The sequence below is a fragment of the Streptomyces sp. NPDC058157 genome (assembly GCF_042884105.1).
In the GTDB taxonomy this organism is placed as follows: domain Bacteria; phylum Actinomycetota; class Actinomycetes; order Streptomycetales; family Streptomycetaceae; genus Streptomyces.
In genome coordinates, this window is sequence record NZ_JBHVUQ010000153.1 from 1 (window position 1) to 17700 (window position 17700).

Genomic DNA, 17700 nt, shown 5'->3' on the forward strand with positions numbered 1-17700 from the left:
CCCGCACCCCGTGCGGATCAGCTCTTGCGGTGGCCCACCAGCCGCGGCCGGGCCTCCAGGTGCTCCAGCCCGTGCCAGGCCAGGTTCACCAGGTGCGCCGCCACCTCCGCCTTCTTCGGCCGCCGCGTCTCCAGCCACCACTGACCCGTCAGCGCCACCATCCCCACCAGCGCCTGCGCGTACAGCGGCGCCAGCTTCGGATCGAACCCCCGCGCCTTGAACTCCAGGCCCAGGATGTCCTCCACCTGCGTGGCGATGTCACTGATCAGCGAGGCGAACGTCCCCGTCGACTGCGCCACGGGAGAGTCCCGCACCAGGATCCGGAAGCCGTCCGTGTAGCTCTCGATGTAGTCCAGCAGCGCGAACGCCGCCTGCTCCAGCAGCTCCCGCGGATGCCCGGCCGTCAACGCGCCCGTCACCCCGTCCAGCAACTGGCGCATCTCACGGTCCACGACGACCGCGTACAGGCCCTCCTTGCCGCCGAAGTGCTCGTACACCACCGGCTTGGACACCCCGGCCTTCGCCGCGATCTCCTCCACCGACGTGCCCTCGAACCCCTTCTCGGCGAACAGGGTGCGGCCGATGTCCAGCAGTTGCTGGCGCCGCTCGGCGCCCGTCATCCGGACCCGGCGTCCCCGCCTGGGCTTGTCGCTGCTGGTACTGCTGCCGTCGATCGCCACGTCCCCCATCATGCCGCGTTCGGGCTCTTGTCCTTGCGCCGGGCGTCGATCCTCGACCCCGACGGCCAGCGCACGTCCGAGGCCCAGCCCGCCAGCTCGAACCACCGGATCAGCCGCGCACTGGAATCCACCTGCCCGCGCAGCACACCGTGCCGCGCCGACGTCGGATCCGCGTGGTGCAGGTTGTGCCAGGACTCCCCGCACGACAGCACCGCCAGCCACCACACGTTGCCGCTGCGGTCCCGCGAACGGAACGGCCGCTTGCCCACCGCGTGACAGATCGAATTGATCGACCACGTCACGTGGTGCAGCAGCGCCACCCGCACCAGCGAGCCCCAGAAGAACGCCGTGAACGCGCCCCACCACGACATCGTCACCAGACCCCCCACCAGCGGCGGGATCGCCAGCGACACCGCCGTCCAGAGGACGAAGTCACGGCTGATCCGCCGGATCGCCGGGTCCCGGATCAGATCCGGCGCGTACTTCTGCTGGTCCGTCTGCTCCTCGTCGAACAGCCAGCCGATGTGCGCCCACCACAGGCCCTTCATCAGCGCCGGCACCGTCTCCCCGAACCGCCACGGCGAATGCGGGTCACCCTCGTGATCGGAGAACTTGTGGTGCTTGCGGTGGTCGGCCACCCAGCGCACCAGCGGCCCCTCCACCGCCATCGAACCCATCACCGCCAGCACGATCCGCAGCGGCCGCTTCGCCTTGAAGGAACCGTGCGTGAAATGGCGGTGGAAGCCGATGGTGATCCCGTGGCACGCCAGGAAGTACATGAACACCATCAGGCCGAGGTCCAGCCAGCTCACCCCCCAGCCCCAGGCCAGCGGCACCGCCGCCAGCAGCGCCAGGAACGGCACGGTGATGAACAGCAGCAGCGCCACCTGCTCCACGGAACGCTTCTGCTCGCCGCCGCGCGTCGCGGACGGCACTGGGCTACCGGAAGACGCCGAAGCGCCCTCCATCAGATCGGGACTGACAGTCATCGGGGATCCCCTGGGGGGTGAGAAGCCGGCAGGTGCCCCGGTCACGGCCCACAGACCTACGGACCCGTAACCTACGGCAACGTAAGTATGGCAAAACCCTCCCGCCCGGCAAGAGGAGCACGCCCGCACCCCCCGCCCGGCCCGCCCCACGGCCCCCGCACCACGCCGCACCGCCAGCACACCGGCACGCTCTGCCAGGGCACAGGGAGGCGCCGCCTATCCTGGTGTCGTCGGACAGCGCGGTCCGCACGGGCAGCCCGGGCTGCGCACCCCATCGGCACCGCCGCACGCGCACCCCCGGGAGCCCACAGCCCAGTAGCGCTCGAACACTGCAAGGAGCCGCACCTGTGAGCAGTGCTGACCAGGCCCCCCAGGCCCCCGTCACCCAGCCCGCCGCCCCGTCCGACCGCAAGGACGCCGCCCAGAGCGCCAACGCGGAGCTGCGCGCCGACATCCGCCGCCTCGGCGACCTCCTCGGCGAGACCCTCGTACGCCAGGAGGGCCAGGACCTCCTCGACCTCGTCGAACGCGTCCGCGCACTGACCCGCACCGACGGCGAGGCCGCCGCCGCGCTGCTCGGCGACACCGACCTGGAGACCGCCGCCAAGCTCGTGCGCGCCTTCTCCACCTACTTCCACCTCGCGAACATCACCGAGCAGGTCCACCGCGGCAAGGAGCTGCGCGCCCACCGCGCCGCCGAAGGCGGGCTCCTCGCCCGCACCGCCGACATGCTCAAGGACGCCGACCCCGAGCACCTGCGCGAGACGGTCAAGAACCTCAACGTCCGCCCCGTCTTCACCGCGCACCCCACCGAGGCCGCCCGCCGCAGCGTCCTCAACAAGCTCCGCCGCATCGCCGCCCTCCTCGAGGAGCCCGTCACCGGAGCCGGCGACCGCCGCCGCCACGACCTGCGCCTCGCCGAGAACATCGACCTCGTCTGGCAGACCGACGAACTGCGCGTCGTCCGCCCCGAGCCCACCGACGAGGCCCGCAACGCCATCTACTACCTCGACGAACTCCACGCCGACGCCGTCGGCGACGTCCTCGAGGACCTCGCCGCCGAACTCCAGCGCGTCGGCGTCGAACTCCCCGCCGGCACCCGCCCGCTCACCTTCGGCACCTGGATCGGCGGCGACCGCGACGGCAACCCCAACGTGACCCCCGAGGTCACCCGGGACGTCCTGATCCTCCAGCACGAGCACGGCATCACCGACGCCCTCGAACTCATCGACTTCCTGCGCGGACTGCTCTCCAACTCCATCCGCTACACCGGCGCCACCGAGGAACTCCTCACCTCCCTCCAGGCCGACCTCGAACGCCTCCCCGAGATCAGCCCCCGCTACAAGCGCCTCAACGCCGAGGAGCCCTACCGCCTCAAGGCGACCTGCGTCCGCCAGAAGCTCCTCAACACCCGCGAGCGCCTCGCCAAGGGCACCCCCCACGAGGAAGGCCGCGACTACCTCGGCACCGCCGAGCTCCTCACCGACCTCACCCTCATCCAGACCTCCCTGCGCGAACACCGCGGCGCCCTCTTCGCCGACGGCCGCATGGACCGCACCATCCGCACCCTGGCCGCCTTCGGCCTCCAGCTCGCCACCATGGACGTCCGCGAGCACGCCGACGCCCACCACCACGCCCTCGGCCAGCTGTTCGACCGCCTCGGCGAGGAGTCCTGGCGCTACGCCGACATGCCCCGCGACTACCGGCAGAAGCTCCTCGCCAAGGAACTCCGCTCCCGCCGCCCCCTCGCACCCACCCCCGCACCCCTCGACCCGGCCGGCCAGAAGACCCTCGGCGTCTTCTCCGCCATCAAGGACGCCTTCGAGAAGTTCGGCCCCGAGGTCATCGAGTCCTACATCATCTCGATGTGCCAGGGAGCCGACGACGTCTTCGCCGCCGCCGTCCTCGCCCGCGAAGCCGGCCTCCTCGACCTCCACGCCGGCTGGGCCAAGATCGGCATCGTCCCCCTCCTGGAGACCACCGACGAGCTCCGCGCCGCCGACGTCATCCTCGACGAGATGCTCGCCGACCCCTCCTACCGGCGCCTGGTCTCCCTGCGCGGCGACGTCCAGGAGGTCATGCTCGGCTACTCCGACTCCAGTAAGTTCGGCGGCATCACCACCAGCCAGTGGGAGATCCACCGCGCCCAGCGCCGCCTGCGCGACGTCGCCCACCGCCACGGCGTGCGCCTGCGCCTCTTCCACGGCCGCGGCGGCACCGTCGGCCGCGGCGGCGGCCCCTCCCACGACGCGATCCTCGCCCAGCCCTGGGGCACCCTCGAAGGCGAGATCAAGGTCACCGAGCAGGGCGAGGTCATCTCCGACAAGTACCTCGTCCCCTCGCTCGCCCGCGAGAACCTGGAACTGACCGTCGCGGCCACCCTCCAGGCCTCCGCCCTGCACACCGCGCCCCGCCAGTCCCCCGACGCCCTCACCCGCTGGGACGCGGCCATGGACATCGTGTCCGACGCCGCCCACTCCGCCTACCGCGAGCTCGTCGAGGACCCCGACCTCCCCGCCTACTTCTTCGCCGCCACCCCCGTCGACCAGCTCGCCGACCTCCACCTCGGCTCCCGGCCCTCCCGCCGCCCCGACTCCGGCGCCGGACTCGACGGCCTGCGCGCCATCCCGTGGGTCTTCGGCTGGACCCAGTCCCGCCAGATCGTCCCCGGCTGGTACGGCGTCGGCTCCGGCCTCAAGGCCCTGCGCGAATCCGGCCAGGACGACGCCCTCGGCGAGATGGGCCAGAAGTGGCACTTCTTCCGCAACTTCCTGTCCAACGTCGAGATGACCCTCGCCAAGACCGACCTGCGCATCGCCCGCCACTACGTCGACACCCTGGTCCCCGAGCACCTCAAGCACGTCTTCGCCCGCATCGAGGCCGAACACGAACTCACGGTCCGCGAGGTCCTGCGCATCACCGGCGGCGAGCAGCTCCTCGACTCCCAGCCGATCCTCCAGCAGACCTTCGCCGTCCGCGACGCCTACCTGGACCCCATCTCCTACCTCCAGGTCTCCCTCCTGGCCCGCCAGCGCGCCGCCGCCGCCCGCGGCGAGACCCCCGACCCGCTCCTCGCCCGGGCCCTCCTCCTCACCGTCAACGGCGTCGCCGCCGGCCTGCGCAACACCGGCTGACCCCCGCCCGGACACGCGGAAGCCCCCGCCGAACCGGCGGGGGCTTCCCCATGTCTCCCGGCGATCAGGAGTTGTAGGCGGACTGCGCCCGCTCCAGACCCTCCTGGACCAGACACTCCACCGCGTCCGCCGACCGGTCCACGAACCAGTCCAGCTCCTTGCGCTCCGTCGAGGAGAAGTCCTTCAGCACGAAGTCCGCCACCTGCATCCGCCCCGGCGGCCGGCCGATCCCGCACCGCACCCGGTGGTAGTCGGCGCCCATCGCCTTCGTCATCGACTTCAGCCCGTTGTGGCCGTTGTCCCCGCCGCCCAGCTTCAGCCGCAGCGTCGCGTAGTCGATGTCCAGCTCGTCGTGGACCGCCACGATCCGCTCCAGCGGCACCTTGTAGAAGTCCCGCAGCGCCGTCACCGGACCGCCCGACAGGTTCATGAACGACATCGGCTTCGCGATCACCACGCGCCGGTTCAGCGGCCCCGGCGGACCCATGCGGCCCTCCAGCACCTGGGCCCGCGCCTTGTGCGCCTTGAACTTCCCGCCGATCCGCTCCGCCAGCAGGTCGGCCACCATGAAGCCGATGTTGTGGCGGTTGCCGGCGTACTCCGCCCCCGGGTTACCGAGACCGACGATCAGCCACGGCGCCGCGTCGTCCGACATCAAAAGCTCCTCACGACCTGAAAGAACGAAAACGACCGCCGTCCCGCTCCAGTGGAGCCGGACGGCGGTCGGTCAGCAAGTGCTGAGGGGGAACGGCGAGGCTCAGGCCTCGTCGCCCGCGGCCTCGGCGGCCGGCTCCTCGGCCTGCGGGGCGACGACCTGCAGGACGGCGGTCTCACCGTCGACGGCCAGCGTGGTGCCGGCCGGCAGGACCAGGTCGGAGGCGTGCACCGTGGCACCGGCCTCCAGGCCCGCGATGGAGACGGTGACCTCGGTCGGGATGTGGGTGGCCTCGGCCTCGACCGTGATGGTGGAGAGGAGGGTCTCCAGCAGGTTGCCGCCGGCGGCCAGGTCGCCCTCGGTCACGACCGGAACCTCGACCGTGACCTTCTCGCCCTTCTGGACGATCAGGAAGTCGACGTGCAGGATGTTGCGCTTCAGGGGGTGACGCTGAACGGCCTTCGGGATGACCAGCTCGGTGCCGTCGCCCTCGATGTCCAGGGACAGCAGCGCGTTCGGGGTCTTCAGGGCCATCATCAGCGCGTGGGACTCGACGCCGACGTGCTTCGGGGTGGTGCCGTGACCGTAGATGACACCCGGGGTCAGGGCGTCACGACGGGACTGGCGGGCAGAGCCCTTGCCGAAGGTGTCGCGGAGCTTCGCGGAAAGCTTGATCTCGGACATGTTCACTCCTCGTGGGGTGACGAAACGGACAGAAGTCACCCGGCCGGAACGGCCTGCTACGAAGAGCGCGTCGATAACGGAGCACCCGCACCCGAAAACAGGTACGGCCTCCCTCGCCGAGCAACTCATCGAGTGTACCCGGCGGGGAGGCCGCCCCCAAAAGGATCTAGCGCAGGCCCCTCAGGCCCTCACCGCTGCTCCTACTGCTGCTCCTCGAACAGGCTCGTCACCGAACCGTCCTCGAACACCTCGCGCACCGCGCGGGCGATCATCGGGGCGATCGACAGGACCGTGATCTTGTCGAGCTCCAGGTCCGAGGGGTCGGGCAGGGTGTTCGTGAAGATGAACTCGCTGACCTTCGAGTTCTTCAGGCGGTCGGCCGCCGGACCCGACAGGATGCCGTGCGTCGCCGTCACGATCACGTCCTCCGCACCGTGCGCGAACAGCGCGTCGGCCGCGGCGCAGATCGTGCCACCCGTGTCGATCATGTCGTCGACCAGGACGCAGACGCGGCCCTTGACCTCACCGACGACCTCGTGGACCGTCACCTGGTTGGCGACGTCCTTGTCACGGCGCTTGTGCACGATCGCCAGCGGCGCGTCCAGCCGGTCGCACCAGCGGTCGGCCACGCGCACGCGGCCGGCGTCCGGGGACACCACCGTCAGCTTGCTGCGGTCCACCTTGGCGCCCACGTAGTCCGCGAGGACGTTCAGGGCCGACAGGTGGTCCACCGGACCGTCGAAGAAGCCCTGGATCTGGTCCGTGTGCAGGTCGACCGTCAGGATCCGGTCCGCACCCGAGGTCTTCAGCAGGTCCGCGACCAGGCGCGCCGAGATCGGCTCGCGGCCCTTGTGCTTCTTGTCCTGACGGGCGTACCCGTACGACGGGATGATCACCGTGATGGAACGAGCCGACGCGCGCTTCAGCGCGTCGATCATGATGAGCTGCTCCATGATCCACTTGTTGATCGGAGCCGTGTGGCTCTGGATCAGGAAGCAGTCCGCGCCACGCGCCGACTCCTGGAAGCGGACGTAGATCTCGCCGTTCGCGAAGTCGAAAGCCTTGGTCGGCACCAGGCTGACCCCCAGCTGGTGCGCGACCTCCTCGGCCAGCTCGGGGTGGGCGCGGCCGGAGAAGAGCATCAGCTTCTTCTCGCCGGTCGTCTTGATCCCGGTCACAGCACTGTCTCCTCAGACGTGTGAAAAGCTGCTCGCCCCCGTGTACGTCCGTCCCGCACACGGTGAGCCAGCCGAATTACGTGCACCTATCACGGTACGCCGTCCCGGGCGTACTCGTTTCCGGTCAGTTCACCTCAGCGGTGCCTCAGTGGTGGCCGGAGTCCTTCTCGGACGAGGACTGCGCCGCCGTCGCGGCGGCGCTGCCGGGCCGCTTGCGGGCCACCCAGCCCTCGATATTCCGCTGCTGGCCGCGTGCCACGGCCAGCGCGCCCGCCGGAACGTCCTTCGTGATCACCGATCCGGCAGCCGTGTAGGCGCCGTCCCCGATGGTGACCGGAGCCACAAACATGTTGTCCGAACCCGTCTTGCAATGTGAGCCGACGGTGGTGTGGTGCTTGTGCTCGCCGTCGTAGTTCACGAAGACGCTCGCGGCGCCGATGTTCGTGTACTCGCCGATCGTCGCGTCGCCGACGTAGGACAGGTGCGGGACCTTCGTCCCCTCGCCGATCGTCGCGTTCTTCATCTCGACGTACGTACCGGCCTTCGCCTTCAGGCCCAGGTTCGTCCCCGGACGCAGGTACGCGAACGGGCCGACGGTGGCCTGGTCTCCGACGACCGCCCCGTCCGCCACCGTGTTGTCCACCCGGGCGCCCGCGCCCACGCGGGTGTCCTTCAGGCGGGTGTTCGGGCCGACCTCGGCCCCCTCGCCGATGTGGGTGTCGCCCAGCAGCTGCGTGCCGGGGTGGATCAGGGCGTCCTGCCCGAAGGTCACCGTCACGTCGACGAACACGCTGCCCGGGTCCACGACGGTCACGCCCGCGAGCATCGCCCGCTCCAGCAGGCGCGCGTTCAGCAGCGCGCGGGCCTCGGCGAGCTGGACGCGGTTGTTGATCCCGAGGATCTGGCGGTGGTCGCTGCCGACCGCCGCGCCGACGCGGTGGCCCGCCTTGCGCAGGATCCCGAGCACGTCGGTGAGGTACTCCTCGCCCTGGCTGTTGTCGGTGCGGACCTTGCCGAGGGCGTCGGTGAGCAGGGCGCCGTCGAAGGCGAAGACACCGGAGTTGATCTCGCGGATCGCGCGCTGGGCGTCGGTGGCGTCCTTGTGCTCGACGATCGCCGTCACGGCGCCGGTCTGCGGGTCGCGCACGATCCGGCCGTACCCGGTGGAGTCGGGGACCTCCGCGGTCAGGACGGTGACGGCGTTGCCGTCGGCCTCGTGGGTGGCCGCGAGGGCGCGCAGGGTCTCGCCGGTGAGCAGCGGGGTGTCGCCGCAGACGACGATGACGGTCCCGTCGACCGTGCCGCCGAGCTCCTCGAGGGCCATCCGGACGGCGTGGCCGGTGCCGTTCTGCTCGTACTGGACGGCGGTGCGGACGCCGGCGTCGACGCCGGCGAGGTGCGCGGTCACCTGCTCGCGGGCGTGGCCCACGACGACCACGAGGTGGGTCGGGTCGAGCTCGCGGGAGGCGGCGACCACGTGACCGACGAGCGAGCGCCCGCAGATCTCGTGCAGAACCTTGGGAGTCGCGGACTTCATGCGGGTGCCCTCACCCGCTGCGAGTACGACGACGGCTGCCGGGCGGGTTGCGCTCACGGGTGTGCCCTTCGGCTTCGGGGGTGGACCCGTGAAGGATAGCGGGGGGTCACGGCCCGGAAACGAGGCCGGGTCCTGACCTTGGAGGCCAGGACCCGAACTTGTGAGGCTCCCGGGGCAGGAGTCGAACCTGCGTCGTACCCAGATTCAAAGTCTGGTCGCCCCTGCCGACAGAGCAACCCGGGATTGCGCGCCGCCAGCCTACGCGTTTCTCCTGTCCGCCTCCACCGTCATACGGGACCACCACCCTTCGATGCGGCGGTAGAGCTCGGCGCTGTCCAGCACGCCGATCACCAGGCAACCCCGGTAGCCCTCACCCACGTTCTTGCGGACGGTCTTCGGGTTGTGCTTCTTCAGCGTCGTCCTCTGTAGGCGCGAATGCTCCACTCTTGCCTGGTCAGCCCAGTACTGTTCGGCGCCGACGACATCCGCCGACTCGTGGATCATGACGCGGTACTGGATGCGCTCGGGCTCCACGCGGAGCAGGCGCAGCCAGGCCAGGAAGATCTGGATCATGCCGGCATCACTGTTGACGAAGATCACTCGCTCGCGACGGGCGTACGGCTTGCTCTTCTGGCCTTCGGCCCAATAGAGGCCGACGCCCACCAGGAAGAGCTCTCGCTCCGACATCTGCCCGACCTCGTCGGCCGCTGTCTCCTTGGTCCGCTGCCGCTCCTCTTCGCGCCTCTCGAGGGTCCGCTCCCAGCCGCGTCGGGAGATCGCCGACGCTTCTTCGGGAGTGCGGCTCCGGTCCGGCTTCGGGAGGTCCCGGACCCAGAGGGAGATCGAGCTCTTCGAGCAGCCGAGCTCGACCTGGATCTCGTCGTACGTCATGCCCCGGAGGCGGAGGTCGCGGGCCTTCGTGCGGAGCTCGTCCTTGGCGCGGGGGCGCTTGGTCCATTCGGGTGGAGGCTCGCCCTTGACCAGGGCGTTGAGGATGTTGTTGTTGTGGATGCCGAGACGGTCGCGGATCTGTCGGAGGCTGAGGCCCTCGCGCCGTAGGGCGATGGCCTGCTCCCGGAGGGATTCGAAGGTCGCGGCCCCGCTGCGTAGGCCGCCCGTGCCGTCGCCCGGGCGACGTCGGATTTCGCTCATGCCGCCACTGTCGTCCGGAATGTGGGATTCAGGTCTCGGGTCGTGGGAGATTCATTCGTACGTGCGATTACCCCGCGTTCACCGGAATTGCGTTCGCGCCCGTGGTGAGGGGCCTGCGTACGCTGGGCGGTATGACCAGTACGGGGGAAGAGCGGGACGGGGCCGGGCGGGACGGGCCCTGGTGGTGGGAGCGGCGGCGGGGGGCCGTGCTCGATGTGGGGCTGGGGGTCGCCTCGGCCGCCGAGTGCGCGGTGGAGGGGGTTCCGTTCGCGCACGACGCCGGGCTGCCCGTGGTGCTCGGGGTGTCGTTCGGGGTGGTCGTGGGGGCCGTGCTGGTGCTGCGGCGGCGGTGGCCGATCACCGTGGTGCTGGTGGGGATCGCCGTGACGCCGGCGGCGATGGGGTTCCTGCTGGCGGTGGTCGGGCTGTACACGCTGGCCGCGTGCGAGGTGCCGCGGCGGATCACCGCGACGCTGGCCTCGATGGCGCTGGCGGCGACGTTCGCCGTCACGTACCTGAGGACCCGGGGGGACGTGGAGGCGGACGGGCTGCTGGTGTTCGTGCTGTCCGCGTTCATGGCGGTGGCGCTGACCGTGCCGCCGGTGCTGCTCGGGCTGTACGTGGGGGCGCGGCGCAGGCTGATGGAGAGCCTGCAGGAGCGGGCGGACTCGCTGGAGCGGGAGCTGTCGCTGCTGGCGGACCGGGCCGAGGAGCGCGCGGAGTGGGCGCGTCAGGAGGAGCGGACGCGGATCGCGCGGGAGATGCACGACGTGGTGGCGCACCGGGTGTCGCTGATGGTGGTGCACGCGGCGGCGTTGCAGGCGGTGGCGGGGAAGGACCCGGAGAAGGCGGTGCGCAACGCGGCGCTGGTGGGTGACATGGGCCGGCAGGCGTTGACGGAGCTGCGGGAGATGCTCGGGGTGCTGCGGGCGGCGGAGAAGCCGGTCCGGGCGGTGGCGGCGCCGGTGGTGGTGGCCGAGGAGGGGCCTTCGCTGGCGGAGCTGGAGGCGCTGGTGGGGCAGTCGCGGGCGGCGGGGATGAGCGTGGAGATGGTGGTGCAGGGGGAGCGGGGGGTGTATCCGGCGGAGGTGGAGCAGACGGCGTTCCGGGTGGTGCAGGAGGCGCTGACGAACTGCCACAAGCATGCTCCGGGCGCGCGGGTCGTCGTACGGCTGGCGCACCGGGAGGCGGAGGTGGCGATGCAGGTGGAGAACGGGCCGTGCGAGGGGGAGGCGCGGGGGGCCGATCTGCCCAGCGGGGGGAACGGCCTCGTCGGGATGCGGGAGCGGGTGGTGGGGCTGGGCGGGGTGTTCGTGTCGGGGCCGACGGACGGGGGCGGGTTCAAGGTGTCGGCGGTGCTGCCGTTCGGGTAGTCCCGCCCCCGGGTGGTTCAGGGTGCGGTGCTGAGGCGGGCCGGCTGGAGGCCGGTGAGGAGGAGGGTGAGGCCCTCGTCGAGGGTGTTGCCGAGGTACCAGTCGCCGGTGTGGTCGACGAGGTAGGTGCGGCCCTCGCGGTCGATGGCGAGGTGGGCGCCGCCGGTGGTGTCGGAGCCGAGGGGGCAGAGCTGGGTGGAGAGGGCCCGGCCGAGGTCGGCGAAGGTGCGGGCGAGGTGGAGGCCGGTGAGGGGGTCGAGGCGGACCGGGGTGGGGGCTATCTGGCGGCCGGGTCCGGGGGCGGTGACGGTGAGGCCGCCGAATTCGGCCCAGGCTTCGACGGCCGCGGGGAAGACGGTGTGGCGGTGGCCGGCGGGGGTGGTGTGGTCGCGGAGGGCGTCGGCCCAGTACTCGGCCTGCTTGATGTCCCAGCGGCCGGGTTCCCAGCCGGCGGTGCGCAGGGCCGCGTCGACGCCGACGGGGAAGCGGGTGGCGGAGGAGCGGCCGTAGGAGGCCGATGCGGCGGAGGAGGCCGCGGAGGCTGAGGAGGCTGCGGAGGCGGTCATGGTGGCTACTCGGGCTGGGTGAGGTCGACGGGTCGGACGCCGAAGTGGTTGAGGAGCGCGTCGCAGGAGCGGCAGGGGGGTGCGTAGCTGCCGTGGAGGGGGTCGCCGTCCTCGCGGATGCGGCGGGCGGTGATCTTGGAGTGCTTCAGGGCGCGGCGGGCCTCGCTCGCGGTGAGGGGCTTGCGGGAGGCGCGTCTGCTGCGGGCGCCTTCGACGGTGGTGAGGTGGCGGGAGAGGAGTATCGCCTCGGGGCAGCGGCCGGTGAAGCGTTCCCGCTGGCCGCTGGTGAGGGTGTCGAGGAAGTCCTGGACGAGCGGGTGCAGTACGGGGGGCTGGTCGCCCTTGCCGGCGGTGCCGGTGAGGGTCTCGCCGCGTACGGAGAGGGCCGCGGCGACGGTGGGCAGGATGCCGTCGCGGCGGAAGCGCAGGACGGGCGGGGTGTGGGGGCCCGCGGCGGTGCTCCAGCGCAGGCGGGGGTCGCCGGCGGGGCCGGCGGGGCCGGCGTCGGTGTCCTGGCCGCGGCCCGTGCGGGGTGCCGCGTGCTGCGTGGCCGCCGTTCCTCCCGTGCCCGCCGTGTGCGTGGTCGCTGTCTGCATGGTCCCTCTTCCCTCCCGTGGCGGCGGTGGTGGCCGCTGTCGCGCACGCCCCCGTGCTGCGGGGACAGCCTGTCAAATGTCCGCTGTCGCGTGGAAGCGGGGTCGAATATTCGTATCAATTCGGATGTTCCCGCCCCGTGCGCCCCCGTGGGGGTCGCGGGCGGCCGGGGGTCTTGCCGGAACACATAGGCTGTGGTGAACCAGCCAGATCCAGCAGGGGGCCACCACCATGACGACAGGTCGGCTCGGGCAGCAGGCCGTGCCACCCAACGCCGCGTACTCGGGGCAGGTCGTGCATTTCCCGGACCCGGTCCGGGCCGCTCGGCATCCCCACGGCGTGCGGATGGACGGGGACGGGCATCCCGATTTCTCGCGGTACGCGCGTGCGGCGGTGGAGATCGCCGAGCCCCCGGAGGGTTTCGGCGCGGACGAGCTGCGGCTGACGGACTGCGTGTCCGCGAACGCGGCGATGCGTGCGGCGGCCCATCCGCTGTGGGACACGGTCGGGCCGGTGGCGACGCCGCACGGCTGGACCTGGCACCACGTGGCGGGGTCGCGGCGGATGGAGCTGGTCCCGGTCGAGGTGAAGGCGCTGCTGCGCCACCACGCGGGTCTGGCGACGGCCCCGGTCGACCACGAGAAGCGTGGCGGGCGGCCGTTGCAGGAGGTGCGGCCGGTGCACCTGGGGCTGCCGAAGACCCTGGTGTCGGTGTCGGAGTCGCAGGTCCAGGGCGTCGAGGAGGACCTGGGGTACCGGCTTCCGGAGGCCTACCGCTCGTTCCTGAAGGCGGCGGGGGGCTGCGCGCCGGTGGGCGCGGGGCTGTTCGTGGAGCTGGGCATGCTGGTGGACCAGCCGTTCTTCACGGTGCGTGAGGAGGCGGCGGTCAACGACCTCGTCTACATCAACAAGTGCCTGCGGGACCACCTGACGAAGGACTACCTGTGCGTGGCCTTCGTGCAGGGCGGGCTGCTCGCGGTGAAGGTGCGGGGGGACCAGGTCGGTTCCGTCTGGTTCTCCCCGTACGACGATGCGCGCGACCGGGACGGCTGGTCGGTGCAGGAGCGCGTGGAGCGGCTGTTGCTGCCGTGCGGTGCCGATTTCGATGCCTTCCTGGAGCGGTTGGCGGGGAACCCGCCGGAGCTGGAGACGGTGGCCGGTCTGATGGTGGACGGCGGATTCGCGCGCTCGGTTGCAGTGTCGGGGTCGGTTCCGGTGGCTGGCACCGGCATGGGTGAGGGGTGAGCGCGTCGTGGTGACGTTCGCGCAGGCGCAGGAGCGCGCCGAGGAGTGGATCAACGGGGACGTGCCCGGCTACCAGCACCGTGAGGTGCGGGTGCGTGAGTTCGGGCTGGGCTTCGTGGTGTGGGCGGAGGACCGGGCCGGGGGTCCGGTGTCGGGTGGTGGCCGGCAGCGGCTGGTCATCGCGCGGGACAGTGGTGAGGTGACGCTGTGGCCCGGGTTGCCGGTGGGTGAGGTGATCCGGCGGTACGAGGAGGAGTACGGGGCGGCTGCGACGGCGGCGGCTTCAGAGGCTTCGGTTCCGCCGCCGCGGATCGATTCGGAGCAGACGTCGTTCATGCTGAGCCCGCCGGAGTGGCTGCAGGAGGCCGCGGACCGGGCGGGGATTCCGCCGGTGGTGGGGGCCGGGGCGGGGGCTGGGGCTGGGGCTGGGGCGCCGTCTGGTTCCGGTTCTGGCTCTGGTGCTGGTGTTTCCGGGGCTGTTGGTGCGGGTGCCGGTGCCGGTGTGCCGGATGCGGTGCCGTTGCGGCGTGAGGGCGAGGTCGCGTACGAGCCGACCGCGAACGACGGGGTGCCGGCCGGGGCCACGCCGTGGGCCGGGACGGATGTGAACCCGGGGGCCGACGACGGCTCCGTGCCGCTGCCCGCGACGGTGTTCGCGCCGGCGCTGTCGGGCTCCGACCTGGACGACGCCCCGGGGTCCGCCGGGCCGGGGGCGGAGGCCAGGACCACACTGATGCCGGGTGGCAGCCAGCTGCCGAGGACCGCGATCGTTCCGGCGCTGGGGCACCAGGAGGCGGCCGCGGGTGCGGGCGTCGCCGACGCGCCGGCCGGCGGGGCACCGCAGGGCGGGGGCGGCCCGGTGCCGCCGGGGATGCCGCCGATGCCGGCTGGGGTTCCGGGTGCTCCGGGGGCCTCGGGTGCTCCGGGTGTTCAGGGTGCCCCGGGGGCGCCCGGTGGGCCCGGTGGGCCTGGTGTGGCTGGTGTGGCTGGGGGGTCGGGGCCGTCCGTGCCGCCCGTTCCGCCTGCGCCTTCCGTGCCCGGTGCGCCCGGTGCGCCTGGTGCGCCTGGTGCGCCCGGGGGTGGTGGGGCTTATGCCGCGACGATGCTGGCCGCGCCCGGGACCGTTCCGCCGCCCGTTCCGCCCGGGCCGCCCGGTGCGCCGACGCCGCCTTCCGTTCCCCCGGGTCCGCCCGGTGCGCCGGCCGCTCCCGGTTCCGGTTCGCTCGGGGGCGGGCTCGACCATGCCGCCACGATGCTGGCCGGTCCGGCGGTCGTGCAGCCGCCGCAGCCGCCCGGTCCTCCGGGTGCGCCGCCCGCGCCTCCCGGCGCTCCCGCCGCGCCGGCGCCTCCCGGTGCGCCGGGCGGTTCGCTCGGGGGCGGGTTGCAGCACGCCGCGACGATGCTCGCGGGGCCGGCGGTCGTGCAGCCGCCGCAGCCGCCCGGGCCTCCGGGTGCGCCGGTGGCTCCGCCCGCGCCTCCCGGTGCTCCCGGTGGGGGCGGTGGTTCGCTCGGGGGCGGGCTCGACCATGCCGCCACGATGCTGGCCGGTCCGGCCGTCGTGCAGCCGCCGGGGCCGCCCGGAGCTCCTGGTGCCCCTGGGGCTCCCGGTGCGCCCGGGGGCGGTATGCAGCACGCCGCGACGATGCTGGCGGGGCCCGGTACCGTTCCGCCGCCCGGGCCGCCGTCGGCGCCGTCCGCGCCGTCCGCGCCGCCCGGTGGGCCCGCGGGGCAGGCGCCGGGTGCCCCGTCCGGCGCGCCCACGGTCGGCCCGGGTTACCAGGCCGTGCTCCGCTACCGTGCGCCCGACGGCTCCGAGCAGCAGCTCATCCGCCGCTCGGCGCCCGGTACCCCGCACCCCGAGTGGCAGATCCTGTACGAGCTCCGTGCGATGAACGTGCCGCCGCAGCAGGTGCTGGAGCTGCACACCGAGCTGGCCTCGTGTGAGCTGCCCGGCGGTTACTGCGCCCGGATGATCCGGGAGACGTGGCCGCAGGTGCGGATCACGAGCGTGGCCCCGTACGGGACCGACCACGCGGGCCGTCAGCAGGGCATGCGGCACCTGCTCACCCATCAGGGTGAGCTGCACCAGGTGGCGGACGGTCCGGCGCGGCCGGCGCCGGTCCGGGCGCCGCTGCCGCAGGTCCCGCTCCAGCCGGCGATCCCGATGGACGCGATCGCGCAGGAGCTGGCGGGTGCCTTCGGGCCGCAGGGGATCTTCCGCTTCGACCAGCGGGCGGTGTCGCGTCAGGGTGTGCCGGAGATCGTGGCGCAGACGCTGATGTGGGCCGGTCTGCCCGTCGATTTCGGGCCGTTCTTCTGGGCGCAGGCCGTGCCCGGGCAGCCGGTGCCGACGCTGGCCGAGCTGGCCGCGCAGCGGCAGGTGCAGCCGGCGTCGGACGCGGGTTCGTACCTGGTGGTCGGCAGCGACTTCGGCAAGGCGCTGTGCGTGCAGTACGGGACGGCGCACATCGTGGCGGTGCCGGTGGAGGGCGGTCCGGGCGGGGCGCCCGTGCCGCCGCAGTTCGTGAACTCGAGCCTGCCGCAGTTCGCGCGGTCGCTGGCGATGCTGGGTCACATGTGGCGGCTGCGGCAGCATCTGACGCCGGAGCAGGCGGGGCGTTGGACCGTCGATTTCCAGGCGAATCTGGCGGGGCTCGACAGCGCGGCGCTGGCTTCGCCGGAGAGCTGGTGGTCGGTGCTGCTGGAGCAGATGTGGGACGGACTGCTCTGATCGGGCCGCGTCGGTGATCGGATGAATGGCCGGGCCGGGACCCTCGACGGGGGTCCCGGCCCGGCCATTCAGGCTTCTGGCCTCAAATGACGCATCCTTGACGGGAATCCCCGCGAGAGAGGCGCTTCCAGGATGAGTGCACCCATGTCACCTCACGGACCCCAGGGTTTCTCGACCGTGCGCGGTGGCCGCGGCTACCGGCCGGAGGACGTCGACCGGTACGTCGCCCGGCTGGCCGGGAGCCGGGACGAGGCCTGGGAACGGGTGGCACGGCTGACCGTTCTGGCACGGCAGATGGAGGAGGAGGCGGAGCGGCTGCGCGCGGCGGTGTCGGCGCTGGCTCCGCAGACGTACGACGAGCTGAGCGAGCGCGCCCGGCGGATCCTGTCGCTGGCCCAGGAGGAGGCGGAGGTCCTGCGGGCGGACGCGCGGGCGGACGCGGTGGAGGCGGCGGGCGCGGCCGAGGCGCACGCGGACCGGGTGGCGGAGCTGGCGCGGCACGACGCGGAGGCGGTGCGGGAGCAGACCGAGGTGCGGGCGCGGCAGGGGCTGTTGCGGGCGCAGCGGGAGGCGGACGAGGTGCGGGCGGCGGCGCGTGAGGAGGCCGCCGGGTGGCGGGCCGAGGCGCAGGCCGGGCTGGCGGAGACGCGGCGGCGGTCGCAGGCGTTGCTCGCGGAGCGGGAGCAGGAGCAGGTCGAGCGGTGGGACGCGGCCGGGCGGGAGGCGGCGGCGCGGGAGGCGGAGCTGGAGGCGCGGCTCGCGGAGATGGAGCGGTACGCGCAGGGGCGGTTGGCGGAGGCGCGGCGGGGGTTCGCGGAGGCGGAGGAGTCGGCGCGGCACGGGCAGGAGGACGCGGAGGCGCGGGCGGCGGAGCTGGTGGCGCAGGCGCGGGTGCGGCAGGAGCGGGTGGGGCGGGAGACGGACCGGATCCTGCGGGAGCACGCGGAGGCGCAGGAGGAGATGCGGGCGCACATGAACCACGTCCGCTCCAGCCTGGCGGCGTTGACGGGGCGGGCGCCGGCGGAGGGGTAGCCGTCTGCCCTGGCCGGGCGGTTGCGGGGGCGGGGGTGCCGTTGCCGTGGCTGGGCGGTTCGGGGGCGGTGCCTTTGCCGTGGCCAGGCGGGTTGCGGGGTCGGGGGTGGCCGGGGTCGGTGCCGGGGTGGGGTGTCGTCCGGGGCGGGC

General features: G+C 72.6%; 14 protein-coding genes and 1 tRNA gene. 5 read left to right on the forward strand and 10 right to left on the reverse strand.

Annotated elements, in window-relative coordinates; translation table 11 throughout:
• Window positions 1-17: 17 nt before the first annotated feature.
• Both ACFVXK_RS28810 and ACFVXK_RS28815 read right to left on the reverse strand, forming a co-directional pair.
• Window positions 18-692: a TetR/AcrR family transcriptional regulator gene (locus ACFVXK_RS28810; protein WP_344168497.1), complete on the reverse strand. Its 675-nt coding sequence runs from the start codon at window positions 690-692 to the stop codon at window positions 18-20.
• On the reverse strand, window positions 689-1669 hold the full coding sequence (locus ACFVXK_RS28815) for an acyl-CoA desaturase (protein ID WP_389616951.1): 981 nt from the start codon (window positions 1667-1669) through the stop codon (window positions 689-691). The genes ACFVXK_RS28810 and ACFVXK_RS28815 overlap by 4 nt, the downstream gene beginning before the upstream one ends.
• A gap of 440 nt (window positions 1670-2109) precedes the next feature.
• Here ACFVXK_RS28815 and ppc point away from each other — a divergent pair, with 440 nt between their 5' ends.
• Window positions 2110-4803 (forward strand): phosphoenolpyruvate carboxylase, encoded by a 2694-nt coding sequence (ppc, locus tag ACFVXK_RS28820; RefSeq protein WP_389616982.1) that lies wholly within the window; start codon window positions 2110-2112, stop codon window positions 4801-4803.
• Between the two features lie 64 nt (window positions 4804-4867).
• Here ppc and pth read toward each other — a convergent pair whose 3' ends face one another.
• The 6 genes from pth to ACFVXK_RS28850 form a co-directional block, all read right to left on the reverse strand.
• Entirely contained in the window at window positions 4868-5458 is a 591-nt protein-coding gene (gene pth, locus ACFVXK_RS28825; RefSeq protein ID WP_389616954.1) for an aminoacyl-tRNA hydrolase, read from the reverse strand.
• Window positions 5459-5560: 102 nt separating this feature from the next.
• Window positions 5561-6142 carry a 50S ribosomal protein L25/general stress protein Ctc gene (locus tag ACFVXK_RS28830; RefSeq protein ID WP_389616957.1) on the reverse strand — a complete coding sequence of 194 codons (582 nt, stop codon included), beginning with the start codon at window positions 6140-6142 and terminating at the stop codon, window positions 5561-5563.
• 200 nt (window positions 6143-6342) lie between these two features.
• Window positions 6343-7320, reverse strand: a complete 978-nt coding sequence (locus ACFVXK_RS28835) for a ribose-phosphate diphosphokinase (RefSeq protein WP_365153427.1) — start codon at window positions 7318-7320, stop codon at window positions 6343-6345.
• Between the two features lie 145 nt (window positions 7321-7465).
• Window positions 7466-8914 carry a bifunctional UDP-N-acetylglucosamine diphosphorylase/glucosamine-1-phosphate N-acetyltransferase GlmU gene (gene glmU, locus ACFVXK_RS28840; protein WP_389616960.1) on the reverse strand — a complete coding sequence of 483 codons (1449 nt, stop codon included), beginning with the start codon at window positions 8912-8914 and terminating at the stop codon, window positions 7466-7468.
• A 109-nt stretch (window positions 8915-9023) separates the two neighbouring features.
• A tRNA-Gln gene (locus ACFVXK_RS28845) sits at window positions 9024-9100 on the reverse strand.
• Window positions 9101-9115: 15 nt separating this feature from the next.
• A complete protein-coding gene (locus tag ACFVXK_RS28850; RefSeq protein ID WP_389616963.1) occupies window positions 9116-10009 on the reverse strand; it encodes a hypothetical protein in 894 nt (297 codons plus the stop codon).
• Between the two features lie 131 nt (window positions 10010-10140).
• On the opposite strand from ACFVXK_RS28850, the gene ACFVXK_RS28855 reads away from it, so the two are divergent.
• Window positions 10141-11382 (forward strand): sensor histidine kinase, encoded by a 1242-nt coding sequence (locus tag ACFVXK_RS28855; RefSeq protein WP_389616966.1) that lies wholly within the window; start codon window positions 10141-10143, stop codon window positions 11380-11382.
• A gap of 17 nt (window positions 11383-11399) precedes the next feature.
• On the opposite strand, the gene ACFVXK_RS28860 is transcribed toward ACFVXK_RS28855, so the two are convergent.
• Together ACFVXK_RS28860 and ACFVXK_RS28865 are read right to left on the reverse strand one after the other, a co-directional pair.
• Complete coding sequence (locus ACFVXK_RS28860; RefSeq protein WP_389616969.1) at window positions 11400-11948, reverse strand: SUKH-3 domain-containing protein; 549 nt, start codon at window positions 11946-11948, stop codon at window positions 11400-11402.
• Between the two features lie 5 nt (window positions 11949-11953).
• Entirely contained in the window at window positions 11954-12544 is a 591-nt protein-coding gene (locus ACFVXK_RS28865; RefSeq protein ID WP_389616972.1) for a YwqJ-related putative deaminase, read from the reverse strand.
• A 229-nt stretch (window positions 12545-12773) separates the two neighbouring features.
• Between ACFVXK_RS28865 and ACFVXK_RS28870 the strand changes: the two genes are divergently transcribed.
• The 3 genes from ACFVXK_RS28870 (at window position 12774) to ACFVXK_RS28880 (ending at window position 17550) form a co-directional block, all read left to right on the forward strand.
• Window positions 12774-13787 (forward strand): SMI1/KNR4 family protein, encoded by a 1014-nt coding sequence (locus tag ACFVXK_RS28870; RefSeq protein WP_100863513.1) that lies wholly within the window; start codon window positions 12774-12776, stop codon window positions 13785-13787.
• 7 nt (window positions 13788-13794) lie between these two features.
• On the forward strand, window positions 13795-16518 hold the full coding sequence (locus ACFVXK_RS28875; protein WP_389616976.1) for an SUKH-4 family immunity protein: 2724 nt from the start codon (window positions 13795-13797) through the stop codon (window positions 16516-16518).
• Window positions 16519-16662: 144 nt separating this feature from the next.
• Window positions 16663-17550: a cellulose-binding protein gene (locus ACFVXK_RS28880; protein ID WP_389616979.1), complete on the forward strand. Its 888-nt coding sequence runs from the start codon at window positions 16663-16665 to the stop codon at window positions 17548-17550.
• The last annotated feature ends 150 nt before the right edge of the window (window positions 17551-17700 follow it).

Excerpts from the sequence above, each read along its gene's own strand:
- ACFVXK_RS28860 (WP_389616969.1), bottom strand. The coding sequence starts at position 11,948 with ATGACCGCCTCCGCAGCCTCCTCAGCCTCCGCGGCCTCCTCCGCCGCA.
- ACFVXK_RS28855 (WP_389616966.1), top strand. The coding sequence starts at position 10,141 with ATGACCAGTACGGGGGAAGAGCGGGACGGGGCCGGGCGGGACGGGCCC.
- ACFVXK_RS28880 (WP_389616979.1), top strand. The coding sequence starts at position 16,663 with ATGTCACCTCACGGACCCCAGGGTTTCTCGACCGTGCGCGGTGGCCGC.
- ACFVXK_RS28870 (WP_100863513.1), top strand. The coding sequence starts at position 12,774 with ATGACGACAGGTCGGCTCGGGCAGCAGGCCGTGCCACCCAACGCCGCG.
- ACFVXK_RS28810 (WP_344168497.1), bottom strand. The coding sequence starts at position 692 with ATGATGGGGGACGTGGCGATCGACGGCAGCAGTACCAGCAGCGACAAG.
- pth (WP_389616954.1), bottom strand. The coding sequence starts at position 5,458 with ATGTCGGACGACGCGGCGCCGTGGCTGATCGTCGGTCTCGGTAACCCG.
- ACFVXK_RS28865 (WP_389616972.1), bottom strand. The coding sequence starts at position 12,544 with ATGCAGACAGCGACCACGCACACGGCGGGCACGGGAGGAACGGCGGCC.
- ACFVXK_RS28830 (WP_389616957.1), bottom strand. The coding sequence starts at position 6,142 with ATGTCCGAGATCAAGCTTTCCGCGAAGCTCCGCGACACCTTCGGCAAG.
- ACFVXK_RS28850 (WP_389616963.1), bottom strand. The coding sequence starts at position 10,009 with ATGAGCGAAATCCGACGTCGCCCGGGCGACGGCACGGGCGGCCTACGC.
- ACFVXK_RS28815 (WP_389616951.1), bottom strand. The coding sequence starts at position 1,669 with ATGACTGTCAGTCCCGATCTGATGGAGGGCGCTTCGGCGTCTTCCGGT.